A 13,075-nucleotide genomic window follows, 5' to 3' on the forward strand; every position below is an offset into this window, starting at 1 on the left:
CAAGGAGACTAGGAATTCAATGAAAAAATTATCAGTTTTATTACTATGCCTTATTAGTATTTTAGCTGGTTGTTCTTCAAACAGCAAGGCAAACGTAAAAGTAACGGAAGACAATGTGGAACACCTCGTAAAATACGACGAGTCACTACAAGGATTTATTACAGAAATGACAGATATTCTATTAAACTATAATAATGCTTTAGATGGACTGTATACGAATAGTACAAGTAATAGCCAATTCGCTAAGATCATGACAGAGAGTATTGGCAAATCGAATGAGTTAGTCACAAAAGTGGAGGCACTTGATATCGAGCCTGACCTTTTTGAAACACACCAAACCCTTATAGCATTAGTCAATCGTTCCCATCAGTTACTCTTAACTTCAGTTGATGCGGCCAACAATGCGGATGAAACATCGTTTGATAAAGACAGTTTACGCCAAGAATATCTAGCTATTAAGCAGGAACAAGCTAATATTGCCAACCAGTGGAAAATACTAAGGGAAGAGTTAGCCGCTCAAGCTAATAAAGAGGTTCAAGAATGACAAAAAAATCTTTTTTAATAATGATTGGAAGTACGTTAACACTCTTATGTGTCGTATACTTTATATTTCTTCCTTCTCAAAAGGAAGCACCCATGGATTTAAAGGCAACGCAAGAACAAGTAGCTGCCCAGATTGAATCCGATAACGAATATACAGAAAAGACAATAGAATGGGCTACTGAACAAAAGGAAAATCTAGATGTGGGCTTTATCGAACCTCATACAGAAAAAGTTAACGACGTTTCTCCTCAAAGAGACGTTGTTAACTACTTTATTACGGGTATCTTAAAACAAGATGTAGAATTGTTTATGTCGACTTTTCAAACAGAAACCATCTCCAGTGATTTATTTAAAGTAGAGGAAACAGATAAACAAAAGGTAGCGCAAGATATCATAAACCGCATATCCAAAAACAATTCCATAAAGGGTGTTAATTTTAAAGAAAAGAAAGGTGTTTTTGGTGGGGAAACTAATGAGGTTAAATTGGAATTTCAATATAAAGACGGAAAGTCTAGCCTTGTTACTCTTTCTTTAGAATCTATAGAAGAAGCGCATTCAGATCATGCCCATGATGATATTTTAGTTATTACAACCTCTTCATGGGATATCATCAAGCAAATAGAAAAAGAGTGATACCTAGCAAATGCTATCTATCACTCTTTTTTTGTGCCTGTTTTCTTATTTCATGTTTCGCTTCACTCCACGATCCAAAAATCCAATTAAATTGCCTAGAAGAGGGTAGGACCTGTTCTTTCGCGTATTCATCCCATTGCGTCATCGATGAACCAATAAAGGACTTTCTATGCTTAAGGGCCAAACTTATTAATTCCTCTTTGGAGAAATTACGTTGTTTTGGTTTCCCTGCAAAATCCAAGATTTCTTCATAAGTAAAATGCTTTAAAATGGTCTTATAGGTTGGTAGTTTATGCTCCTGTGCGTATTCATCCCATTGTTTGCGTGTTTTAAATTCTTTTCCATGCTTTTTCAAAACATCTTCAATCTCACCCTTAGAGATAACGTCTCTTTTCTTTTTTACGTTCAATCCAAGTTCTTTTCTTAGATTTTCCCACGTACCAAATACAGATAAATAGGTTTGAGTAGAAGGGAGTTTATTGTCACGATAGTATTTAGTCCAACTAGTAGATTTTTCAATATGTTCTATATGCATACGAGCAATGTTTAATAAATCCTCTTTGAAATATTTCTGCGTTCTTATACTGATTCACTCCTTTCATTAGTATCTACCTTTGCTAGAGATTCTCTCATAATCCTAATTACATCCTCATTTGTAGCATTTAATGCCTTAACATACGATACTTTCTGATCAAATTCATATTTATCAGTAGCATTAGATATAGCAGTTAAAAGCTTTTCTTTAGTTTTGAAGTAATATTCCTGTGTTCTTTCAGCCTGTTCAGTATACTCTCGCCTTTCACCAACTGGACTTAAATAGTTTTTAAAATCTTTAAGCTCATAATCTGGTAAATAAAATTTAATTATGTCCGTTTGATCTTTAAAATCAATAAGTTTATAATCTTGGAATTGGCTCTGGTTATGATTCTCTTCTACAGAATGCATTAACGTAATTATTAATTTTCTCCCCCCCATCCTATGGTCTATTTTTTGAAATTTACCTATGTCATCAATGAACTTTTGAATATCCAACTTGATAACAGTAAATTCATCGGGCAACCAAGGGTTCATAGTACAGTACTTTAGTGATGGATCAGGTAAAAGAAGAAAAATTTCTCCTGTATTACTTTCACCTAATAGGAACCGCGTATCACCATACATGGGAAGCTTGTTAAGAAATTCTATAGCCTGATTGTAATCGAATTCCTCGCAGTACCTTTTTAATACCTCTAAAGGAGTCATATTAAGTTCTTCTTCTGCGATAGTCTCTGGAGACTTCATTCCGTAATTCTCCATATACCATTTGTCTTCTGCTTCTCGTAACTTTTGCTTTTTGGATTTAATCCCTAAAGATTGAAGTATTGCGTAAATAAGGAAGAAAGTTAGGAAACCGACCAGAATAAACGGGGCAAGTAAAGTAACAATGATTATTGTTCCAACCTTACTTGAACAAAAGATGGTAACCATTATTCCTATTACTAATACCGCAAAAATTACAATCGCTAGGACAATACAAATTTCTAATATAAATAGAAAAACAGCAAGCCCTGTTGTACCTGGATCATTTTCATATATTAACCCAATTTTATCAAAGAAACCTACTACCCCAATCTTCCGAAGAAAGGGGAGAATATGATCCCATTGATAAACAGCTACGATTGCGAGGATGATTCCTAATATCCCGAATCCTCCCGTTTCTTTCCCTCTCCCATATTGCAGCATGCCGTTAAGAGCACCTAATATAACATTCATCCTCTCACTCCTTAATAAAATTTAGTTATGTATGTACTTTATAATCATAATATATGTTACACTGTTTGTTTTTAATTATAGGGCATATATCCCGCTCAGTCAATGACAGTTATGTCTATTTTCTCATAATATACCTCTTTTTTCCTAGGTTTCTAACAAGCTACTATATAGTCCTCTTTCTAATGGTGATATCATTAGAAGTGGAGAGGAGTACGTACTAAAATGTTAAATACACCCATAAAACCAATGCTTCTTCAGCCCGCTCCGGAGCTTCCGACAGGAGACAATTATAGCTGGACAATCAAATATGATGGGCATCGCGCATTATTACATTATAAAGACGGCCGCATCAGAATCTACACTAGGCACAAAAATGAGGTAACCCAAAAGTACTTGGAATTCGAGTTTATAAAGTTACCTGTGCAAAACTGTATATTGGACGGAGAAATGATTTGTTTTGACAACGATAAGGATGTACCTGTTCCATGTTTTGATAGCCTTATGACCCGTTTCCAAGCCTCTAATCCCACCAAAATAAATGATCTAATGCAAGAACTACCTGTCCAATTTGTAGCTTTTGATCTTTTATTTTTAAATGATAAATCTTTACTAAATGAACCGTATTATAAACGTTTATCTCTACTTAATAAGCACATTCCCAACCAAAACAATTTATCCGTTGCCCCTGTATATGAAAATGGAGCTACGCTATTTAATCGAGTCATTGATTTAGATCTAGAAGGAGTAGTGGCCCGAGATAATAATAAGCCTTATTATTTGGATTCCCGACCTCAAAATGTCATCTTCAAAACGAAGAACTATCAATATTCCACTGTCTCCATTAGCGGAATAAGAAAAGAAAAATTCGGCTGGATTATGAAGGAAGATAACAAATACAGAGGAATATTAGAATTTGTTCCACCCGATGAAAGAAAGGCTTTTTACCATATTACAAAGCAATTGATTATAGATGAGGATAAAGACTTTATTTATTTGGACCCACTCATTAAGTGCGAAGTGAAATATCAATGCCTATCCAAAAATGGGTATATGCGAAGTGCTAGCTTTCAGAAATTCATTGTATGATGAACCTAATAAATTGGAATACCCGCTTAAAGAAGCGGGTATTTATTTTACCAATATTAGTTTATTTAGGAATCGTCGTACATTGATAACGAACATAAGTTCTGTTATTATTACCATATAAAGAACTGGAGAGAGCTAATGTGGATAATTTAAAAATAAAACAAAACGAAGTAAACGATTATTTATTAGAAAATAACACCCTTATATACGAAGCCATGGAGTACAATTGGCCATTAAATTTCTAATATAAAACAGAAAATAACAATGAAACCATTACTGGTACAACTGTATTTATTGACTATCAAAGGGATGAATTGCGCATTCAAAAAACAAATGGTCATTTTCAATTTTTGTCCTTTAGTTCCATTAAAAAAGTATCTAGAAATAGGTGAGTATGATGTTTGATTATAGCCAATTTCCTAACCGCCCCATCATCTGTGTCGATATGAAGAGTTTTTACGCCAGTGTCTCTGCAGTTATGCTTGGGCTTGACCCTTTAACTTGTCACTTAGCAGTTGTAGGGAATACCGATAGGCAAGGAAGTGTCGTTCTAGCAGCATCTCCTGCCATGAAAAAAGATTTTAAAATAAAAACAGGTTCCCGCTTATTTGAAATCCCAGATGATCCACGAATTGTAATAGTGGATCCAAGTATGTCCGTTTTTATTAGAGTGAGCACAGAGATAACGAAGTTGTTTTATCGTTATGTTCCACCTTCAGCTGTACATGTTTACTCTATTGATGAAAGCTTTTTAGATTGTACTGGTATGGAAAAGATTGAGGGTACTGCAGAAGATATCGCAAGAAAGATTCAGGCGGATCTCTTCCATGACTTTGGGTTACCTTGCACAATCGGTATTGGTCCCAATATGCTTTTAAGTAAATTATGTTTAGATTTGGCTGCCAAGAAATCGCAAACCGGTATTGCGGAATGGACATACGAGGATGTTCCCAGCAAGCTTTGGCCATTATCTCCGTTAAGTGAAATGTGGGGGATAGGGAGCAGAGTAGAAAAGACCTTAAATAGTATGGGTATTTTCTCTGTTGGCCAATTGGCTAGATACGATCTTGGTTTACTTGAGAAGAAATTCGGTATTATGGGAAATCAGTTATATCATCATGCATGGGGAATTGATTTATCCGAAGTAGGAGCTCCCATATTTAAAGGGCAAGTTAGTTTAGGTAAAAGCCAAGTGCTTCTAAGAGATTACAAAAACAGAAAAGAAATAGAAGCTGTTATTTTAGAAATATGTGAAGAGGTATGTAAAAGGGCTAGAACAAACAATCAAGCTGCCAGAACCATTAGTTTTGGTTTAGGATACAGTAGGGATGAGTACGGAGGAGGTTTTTATCGCTCACGTACTATTGAAGCACCTACTAATGTAACCATGGATATATATAAGGTTTGCCTGGAATTAATGGAAGAATTTTATAGGGGGCAGACCGTCAGACAAGTATCTATTTCACTTACTAAGCTAGAGAAAGATACAGATGTACAGCTCGACCTCTTTGACACCAACAGTTGGAAAAGGAAGAAGTTGGGATATGTTGTGGATGAAATTAGAAATAAGTTTGGTTCCACAGCATTATTACGTGCCATTTCCTATACACCTGGTGGTACAGCTATACATCGTTCTGGATTAGTAGGGGGGCATAAAGGTTAATATTGCAACAAGGCTTCAGCTGAGCATTGTTTACGATTATCTGCTTTGGGTTTTTATTAAGTTCAAAACTCAGTAAATAAGTATGGTAAGTTGTATTTATTGAGATATAATGTTTATGTCTTATAATTTCATATTCCGCTTTGCCAGCAATAGAAATATTGCTGGCTTTTTTATACAAGAAGTTAGTATTATTATTGAATAAGAATACGTAGGGAGGAAATAAGGTTATTAAAACTATGGGCTATCATAGAAGATTCTAAACGATTAGTCTTTAAATAAAGTAAACCTAGAAATAATCCCATTCCACAATAAATAATCAATCCTACTACAGAGAACCCGGATACTAAATGCAATCCGCCAAATATTAAACTACTTAGCATAAGTCCAATGTATGGATGGCTGGCAAAAATATGTCCAATAAGTATCTTCCTAAAGAAAAATTCTTCTATGATTGGTGCTAGAATGACCGTAGAAATGACAGTGACTAAACTAGTCTGAATAGCTACTTCCAAGTTCTGTTGATTTTGAGGAGTTGCGTCCCCTAAACCACCGTTTATAAAGACGAAAACAATACCCGCAATACCCGAAACTAATATCTTCCATAGGAATATGTACAAGGCATTCAAAAAATCTTTCCCCTTTACAATGGGTCTTTTCCAAGTGAATACTGAGGTACTAGAATAAAGAAAGAATACAAAACCAAGTATGAGCAATTGAATACTAATGTTTAACCAAATGATTAACAAATCATTCTCGACATGATAATTCTTGAATGCAAGATGCTCGGTTTTCCCTACATCTCCTAAGTATAGAACAAACTTCAGTCCTCTCGGCACTACTGTCATTATTAGTATATAAGTCGCAAAAATCCATATGTATTTGTTCTTGATGAGGTGTTTCAAAGCTATGTCTCCTTAGATTTAGAATATTTATTATGCTAGATTATATTACCGTTTCAATACAAAAAAAGGTAAATTATAGAGAGAGGATCTTTTTTAATTAGGCTATGTTAATGGTTAGGGTTGATTTTGCGTGAGGTTTTTTTATTTGTTAAATGTTACACTTAAACTAATGGGGCAGTTTAGTTGAATAAAAAATACAAAATTATACATATTTAGAATCTTTTTTAACAATTAAACGTATAAAATAAAAACACTCAATCTGTAGTGATGGAATGATGAAATTGATGTTTATGCTTGCAGCAATATAAACATTCCTGTTTTTATTTTGAAAAGGATCTACAGTTATTTTACTATCGTTATTCTTAATCCTTCTTGTAGTATATTTTAGTAAACTAAGATTTAGGGAAATGGATAAAATTGTATTTCAGGGAGGAGGATTTTATGAAGAATGATAATGAAGATAAAGAAAAAAGTAAAATAGATACTGATGACGGTTGGAATAGAGCATTATATGGAAGTCCAACTATAGGTGGTTTTATTGTTATTGGAATAATTATAATTATTATTTTGTATAATGTCTTTTTTTGATTAGGAATAATTGAGATTGGATAGTGTAAGAGATATTCTTCAAATCCCAAATAAACAGAAGTCGGCTGCCGATCGGCAGTTTTTTTAATGTTCCAAACAGGGCAGTTTTGTTTAAGTTCATTTATTTACAAGTTTATTAATTTTTTCTTGTTTGTTGAACAATCTGGCTATGTTTAATTAGAGTAGGATTTCTTTTTCAGAAAAGGTAGCAAATGATGATAATGTATATATATGTTAAAGTAATTAATATAGAATGGGGGGATTTCATGCCTGCAAGTAATATTGCGTTTATTTGTATTGCTTTGAATTTAGCATTAAATATATTGGCGTTTACTCCTATCATTTATATCAATTTCGGCTTTGTTTTAATTCCATTTTTTTCATTTTGTGGAGCTTTACTAGGAGTAGGTGCAATTGTGTTAAGAGAACCTTTACTCAAATCAATTCTTGCTATAGTATTAAACATTGCTTATTTGAAATTTTTCTTTGAATTTTTTAAATATTAAATACTGTTAATATAATGATGTAATTATTTATGAAATAAACATGGCAGCATTCCTATAATAAGTTTAGAGCTCCATCTTGTGTCACAAACGGGGCAGTTTACTTTAAGTAGAATACTTCACAAACTTAATACTAAGCGAGCTATTCCTAACGCATTTGGTATTAACTGGATTTCAGGTAGAGGTCTGAGTTTTACGTTCATATATATAATGCTAGGGAAGATGATTATGTGTATGCAGAAGAAGGTTTGGATTATTAAAAGAGCATTGCCATTAGGCAATGCTTTTTTCTTATTTATCTTTTGGATCGACATGTTTGTAATCCAAAAGTTTAATCTTCATATTTCCGCTTTGATTAGATTGATCAATTCCAAAACTTATTGTGTCTTTTCCTAAAGCACCTTTTTTCTGAGGCGTAATATTTACTTTGACAACATAATTATAATCTAATTCATTACCTTTTTCAGACTGGATTACATTTACAAAGTCTTTTGAATTACCATGTCCATATTTAATAAAAAATGAGTTTGGGTCTTCTTGTTTATAGTAACTAGCAACAGCCCTATTTATTTCATCACCTAATACACTTAGTATTAAATGGTCGGCTGCTTGGTTTGGCGTATTTTTAACTTCTGCTGCATTAGTACTAAACCCACTTAGTGAAAATAAACAAATTGCAAATATAAAACTCAATATTTTTTTCATTTTCCTATTTCACTCCTTAAAATTAGATTTTTTTTAATTATCATTTGTAGATTATCTAAAAATATACAATTAAATTCTAATTATTTATATAAATGGATACCTTCACTAACGATATAAAAGAGGAAAAGAACATTGTTAGGTGCAATAGTAGAAATCGTCATTTTTAATGCTAAAATATTTGTGTGGAACTATCCGGTCAGGATTACTGTAATAAATGAAAAGTATCTTTCTTGTGTCGCAAACGTAGCAGTTTAGAGCAATAAGTATTTCAATAAATTAATGCTGCTGCTCCATGAAGAACTATTAAATCAATAACATTCCATATTAAAATATAGTCCAGTCAGATATCATAAAGATATACTTTTTTAGTAGTAAACGGTAGATTTAATTGATTCCAATACCATTAAGTATTACATGTTTGGAGGTAGCATATTGCAAAATTGGAATTTTGATAATGGTTCGAAAAAGAAAGTTAGGGGCTTAAGAAGACGATTTAAAGAATTAAAACGAGAATTTCTAAACAAACGCAGAGTATTCCTAACCCACATAAAAGTGAATTAGGTTATTGGCATTTACACTTGCCTTGGAATCAAGAGTATATAAATTTTAGGAATACCCCAAATAAATTCAGAAGAGCTGTTATGCAAATACTTATTGATCAAATGATTAACCTGATTCAGAAGGATCAAGCTGATTATAAAACTTATACCATTATCTCTCTTCCTAGTTTGTTTGACTCACAAATTGCTGTAGTACCTGATAAAACATGGTTTGATGGTTATTTTAACAGAGATACTAAAGAACAACGGTGGTTACCTTTAGATAAGGAAAGAAATCTTATTAAAGAATGGAATTTATCTCTTCCATTGAATTTAGATATAAAAGGGTTTAAAGAGCTACTTTTAGATGATGAAGTCTTTGAACAAGAGATTTGGTTTATAGGAGAGCTAAAATAACATCTGAAATAAAACAGGGATTTGAAGCAATCTTATAATAAATGTAGAGTACCCTCCTTATGTAACAATCGTGGCAGTTTAGTTTAATAACAATAATTTGAAATTTCCTAATGCAACATAAATGCAATCATATTTTATTAATGGTGTAGTTAATGAAAAAATATTTTGACAATTATTTAAGTAGATAATAAAATAGAAAAAAACTGATTGTAATAAATGGTAAATAAAAACCAAATAAAACATGCGATGATGAAGGGTAGTAAACATTAGGAACACTTTAGAGAGCTGATGGTTGGTGAGAATCAGTGTGGGAATTTTGTTGAATGGGCTTCTGAGCAACCAAGCTGAACGAATAGTAGGTTATGGCGGAAAGTCTCACCGATAAAAGAGACAATGTATCGAGCAATTATAAATTGTTTCTGTACAGTAAAGTGCGTTTATTTTTAATAAACGAACGAAGGTGGTACCACGGGGTTTCTCGTCCTTTTTTAGGATGAGGGACCCTTTTTTTATACTGAAAATTAAGGGGATGTGTAGTTATGAGTAAAGATGGGGTAGATTTGGAGCGTATCGTTTTTATCGGAAGAACATTCGAGGAATATATGGCGATGTTTTCGCTTTCGACAGAAGAAATGGAAGGAAAAAAGATTTTGGACTGTCCGGCAGGGGCGTGTTCTTTTACCGCTATCAGCCAGCAAAAGGGACTGGACGTGACCGCCTGTGACATCGCATATTATCATCCGGGAGAAGCTCTTGCCAATAAAGGAGAAAAAGATCTTATACACGCGATGGAAAGCGTAGAAAAAGCAAAAGCACAGTACGTGTTTGACTATTTTAAAGATGTGACAGATTTAGCGCAGTATCGGACCCGCGCGCTTAATGATTGTGCAGCTGATATGAAACAAAATCCTGAGCGCTACATTCCTGTTACATTGCCTTCACTACCGTTTGAAAGTGAACAATTTGACTTGATTCTCTCTGCTCACTTTTTGTTTACATACGGTGATCGCCTTGATAAAGCATTCCACCAGAATGTGATTGAAGAATTGCTTCGAGTAGTAAAAGAAGAAATTCGTATCTTTCCACTTGTTGACCTTACTGGGAACAGATACGAGCATTTAGATGAGATTGTGAAAATGCTCAAAAATCAAGGGTATGAAGTTGAAGAAGTTAGAGTGCCATATGAGTTCCAAAGAAATGCAAATACAATGATGAAAATTCGAAAGAAAGATAAAGAGTAAGAGTAAGGTAAATGTTTATTCCAATTTTACTTTTTATCGGAAAAAAACAACTGATAAAATGATGTAACATAATGAATGAAAAATGAGAGGGTATTATGATTGCCAAACAAGGGCAAAAAAACAGGGGTCCAATTTGACGGTTATCTACTATAAAAAAATTGTGAAATAATGCGCTTAAAGTAACAGGGGCATTAATCCAGTAAGGATTAATGCTTCTTTATTACTCTGTTACTAATAGGGCAGGTGTGCGGTTGGAGTCAGAGACCTTGGCACGTTATACATCGATATGATACGGCAACTCGGGAGACCCTATCGGTCTCTTCTTTATAGAAGAGTATGGTGTACAAGCGATAATAAGCAAGGAAACCAAATGCTGTTTAGGGAGTCGGATAGCAGCGTAGTACCAATGAAGTTGGGTAATGCCGATGGAGGAAAGGCTAGCTACCAGTTATCACTCTTATTAGGGAAACATTTACTACACACAGAGGTAGGGAGAAGAAATGGAAACAAAACTACTAAGGATAGCAGAATTAGCAAAATCTAATACCAAAATGAAATTTACATCTCTTGCGCATCTATTAAACGAACAATCACTCACTCATTGTTATTTTGAGCTGCCGAACAAGAAGGCAACCGGTGTGCATGGTACAACTAAAGAACAGTACACCGAAAATCTGGAAGAAAACATAATGGACTTGGCAAGTAGACTAAAAAGCAAAAGTTATCGCCCTGTCCCAGTTAGACGAATGTATATCCCAAAGCTTAATTCTGACAAGAAAAGACCATTGGGGATACCCGAACACGAGGACAAAATCGTACAAAAAGGTATTGCCAAAGTACTTAATGCAATTTATGAGAATGACTTTCTAAATTGTTCATTTGGGTTTCGGCCAAATAGAAACTGCCACGATGCGTTGAAAATACTAAACTTTTATATTGAAAAGAGAGCAGTAAGCTATGTAGTAGATGTAGATATTAAAGGTTTCTTTGATAATGTTGATCACAAATGGATGATGGAGTTCTTGAAACATAGAATAGCCGACCCAAACCTTCTGAGAATAATCAGTAGGTTTCTAAAAGGTGGATATATGGAAGAAGGTAGGAGATACAAAACGGAAACTGGTACACCGCAAGGTGGAGTAGTATCGCCTATCTTAGCAAATATTTATCTCCATTATGTTCTCGACTTATGGTTTGAGAAAGTGGTTAGGAAGCAATGTGAAGGACAGGCTTATATAGTAAGGTATGCAGATGACTTCGTATGTTGTTTTCAACACAAAAGAGAAGCTCAACAATTTTATGAGTCTTTAAAGTCGAGATTAAAGAAATTTAATTTGGAGATAGCTGAGGATAAAACGAAGGTCATTCCCTTCGGGAGGTTTGCGGAACATAACGCAAAAAGAATAGGAAATAGCAAACCAGCAACCTTTGATTTTCTTGGATTTACCCATTATTGCAGCAAAAGTAAACAAGGGAAATTTCGTGTAAAACGGAAGTCGAGCAGGAAGAAAGTCCAAGGTAAACTCAGAGAGACTAAAGAATGGTTGAAGACAAATAGGAATAAATCTATTCATTTAATTATGGATAGATTTAAAAGGTCACTTATAGGTTATTACAACTATTACTGCATTACAGACAATACGCAAACTGTGAACGGTTTTAAAGAGAAGATTGAAGAACTACTATATAAATGGCTAAATAGAAGAAGTCAGAGGAAATCCTTTACCTGGGATAAATTTAGACTCTTTCTAAAGAAGTTTCCACTTCCAACTCCAATAATTAAAGTAAACATTTATGAATTAAGAAAAGAGATTAGCTATATTCTGTAAAAGATAATTAGGAGGAGCCGTGTGCGTTAATTGCGCAAGCACGGTTCTGTGAGGGGGGAGAGTACAATTTACCGTAAGGTAGAAAGGCTCTCTTCTACTCGACTATTGAAAGAAGATGAAACCAAAATTTCATTTAAACGTATTATTCTATAATCATTTATTTCTCTTAAAGGGGGACAAAATGCTTGCAAATTCCTTAGTATTAATGGGATTAGGTATAGTAATAATAATTGTCGGTTTTCCATCAAACAAAAAGGAAAGACTTCGTTCCATTAAAGAAATCTACAATTGAAAGAATTCGGATTTAAGGAGGAATTTTTATATGTCATCATTAATGTTAGGACTGATACTAGGTGCCTTTTTAGTTATAGGGATTCAACAAATTATCTACACTTTAATATGGGTATATACAGGGGAAAATATGGGGATGATACGAAACATTAGAACCGCTATAAAGAATTCGAAGCATAAGAAAAAAGTAAAAAGTGTAGAAAGTTATTAAGAAATTCGTAAATTATTGTTGTGGTTAATCATTTTTAAATTTACCAGTTAACAAGTTTTTTTCTAAACAGCCGCCATTAGCATATAGGTTCAAGCAGGGCTTTCCTTTAATAGAGGAGAAGCCTTTTGCCATGTCACAAACAGGGCAGGATAGTGGTGCGAAATGTTCCTAG

General features: G+C 33.9%; 14 protein-coding genes and 1 other annotated feature. Of the genes, 10 read left to right on the forward strand and 4 right to left on the reverse strand.

Going from position 1 to position 13,075, the window contains the following annotated elements; translation table 11 throughout:
• Positions 1 to 19: 19 nt before the first annotated feature.
• Both NCCP28_RS18435 and NCCP28_RS18440 read left to right on the forward strand, forming a co-directional pair.
• Entirely contained in the window at positions 20 to 544 is a 525-nt protein-coding gene (locus NCCP28_RS18435; RefSeq protein ID WP_127739997.1) for a hypothetical protein, read from the forward strand.
• Positions 541 to 1,176, forward strand: coding sequence for a hypothetical protein (locus NCCP28_RS18440; RefSeq protein WP_127739999.1), 636 nt, complete (start codon positions 541 to 543; stop codon positions 1,174 to 1,176). Before NCCP28_RS18435 ends, NCCP28_RS18440 begins: the two co-directional genes overlap by 4 nt.
• 13 nt (positions 1,177 to 1,189) lie before the next feature.
• Here NCCP28_RS18440 and NCCP28_RS18445 read toward each other — a convergent pair whose 3' ends face one another.
• Together NCCP28_RS18445 and NCCP28_RS18450 are read right to left on the reverse strand one after the other, a co-directional pair.
• Positions 1,190 to 1,711 carry a hypothetical protein gene (locus NCCP28_RS18445; protein ID WP_127740001.1) on the reverse strand — a complete coding sequence of 174 codons (522 nt, stop codon included), beginning with the start codon at positions 1,709 to 1,711 and terminating at the stop codon, positions 1,190 to 1,192.
• Between the two features lie 44 nt (positions 1,712 to 1,755).
• Positions 1,756 to 2,928, reverse strand: coding sequence for an NfeD family protein (locus NCCP28_RS18450; protein WP_127740002.1), 1,173 nt, complete (start codon positions 2,926 to 2,928; stop codon positions 1,756 to 1,758).
• A gap of 222 nt (positions 2,929 to 3,150) precedes the next feature.
• Between NCCP28_RS18450 and NCCP28_RS18455 the strand changes: the two genes are divergently transcribed.
• Together NCCP28_RS18455 and NCCP28_RS18460 are read left to right on the forward strand one after the other, a co-directional pair.
• Positions 3,151 to 4,014 carry an ATP-dependent DNA ligase gene (locus tag NCCP28_RS18455; RefSeq protein ID WP_127740004.1) on the forward strand — a complete coding sequence of 288 codons (864 nt, stop codon included), beginning with the start codon at positions 3,151 to 3,153 and terminating at the stop codon, positions 4,012 to 4,014.
• Positions 4,015 to 4,411: 397 nt separating this feature from the next.
• Complete coding sequence (locus tag NCCP28_RS18460; protein WP_127740006.1) at positions 4,412 to 5,677, forward strand: Y-family DNA polymerase; 1,266 nt, start codon at positions 4,412 to 4,414, stop codon at positions 5,675 to 5,677.
• Positions 5,678 to 5,868: 191 nt separating this feature from the next.
• On the opposite strand, the gene NCCP28_RS18465 is transcribed toward NCCP28_RS18460, so the two are convergent.
• Positions 5,869 to 6,579, reverse strand: coding sequence for a CPBP family intramembrane glutamic endopeptidase (locus tag NCCP28_RS18465; RefSeq protein WP_127740008.1), 711 nt, complete (start codon positions 6,577 to 6,579; stop codon positions 5,869 to 5,871).
• Positions 6,580 to 7,020: 441 nt separating this feature from the next.
• On the opposite strand from NCCP28_RS18465, the gene NCCP28_RS18470 reads away from it, so the two are divergent.
• On the forward strand, positions 7,021 to 7,167 hold the full coding sequence (locus NCCP28_RS18470; RefSeq protein WP_164849727.1) for a hypothetical protein: 147 nt from the start codon (positions 7,021 to 7,023) through the stop codon (positions 7,165 to 7,167).
• A 266-nt stretch (positions 7,168 to 7,433) separates the two neighbouring features.
• The gene (locus NCCP28_RS18475) at positions 7,434 to 7,673 is read left to right on the forward strand and encodes a hypothetical protein (protein WP_127740010.1); all 240 of its coding nucleotides are present in this window, start codon (positions 7,434 to 7,436) and stop codon (positions 7,671 to 7,673) included.
• A gap of 288 nt (positions 7,674 to 7,961) precedes the next feature.
• Here the strand turns inward: NCCP28_RS18475 and NCCP28_RS18480 are convergent, their stop codons facing one another.
• Positions 7,962 to 8,375, reverse strand: coding sequence for a DUF3888 domain-containing protein (locus NCCP28_RS18480; RefSeq protein WP_127740012.1), 414 nt, complete (start codon positions 8,373 to 8,375; stop codon positions 7,962 to 7,964).
• A gap of 533 nt (positions 8,376 to 8,908) precedes the next feature.
• Between NCCP28_RS18480 and NCCP28_RS18485 the strand changes: the two genes are divergently transcribed.
• From NCCP28_RS18485 to NCCP28_RS18500, 4 genes are all read left to right on the forward strand, one after another.
• Positions 8,909 to 9,331 (forward strand): DUF3916 domain-containing protein, encoded by a 423-nt coding sequence (locus tag NCCP28_RS18485; RefSeq protein ID WP_235856668.1) that lies wholly within the window; start codon positions 8,909 to 8,911, stop codon positions 9,329 to 9,331.
• A gap of 237 nt (positions 9,332 to 9,568) precedes the next feature.
• Positions 9,569 to 9,820 (forward strand) — a binding site (T-box leader).
• 50 nt (positions 9,821 to 9,870) lie between these two features.
• Positions 9,871 to 10,572, forward strand: coding sequence for a class I SAM-dependent methyltransferase (locus NCCP28_RS18490; RefSeq protein WP_127740016.1), 702 nt, complete (start codon positions 9,871 to 9,873; stop codon positions 10,570 to 10,572).
• A 500-nt stretch (positions 10,573 to 11,072) separates the two neighbouring features.
• The gene (ltrA, locus tag NCCP28_RS18495) at positions 11,073 to 12,401 is read left to right on the forward strand and encodes a group II intron reverse transcriptase/maturase (protein WP_150911178.1); all 1,329 of its coding nucleotides are present in this window, start codon (positions 11,073 to 11,075) and stop codon (positions 12,399 to 12,401) included.
• Positions 12,402 to 12,723: 322 nt separating this feature from the next.
• On the forward strand, positions 12,724 to 12,903 hold the full coding sequence (locus NCCP28_RS18500; protein ID WP_127743159.1) for a hypothetical protein: 180 nt from the start codon (positions 12,724 to 12,726) through the stop codon (positions 12,901 to 12,903).
• Positions 12,904 to 13,075 lie beyond the last annotated feature (172 nt).

The sequence above is a fragment of the Niallia sp. NCCP-28 genome (assembly GCF_023168165.1).
Lineage (GTDB): Bacteria > Bacillota > Bacilli > Bacillales > Cytobacillaceae > Niallia.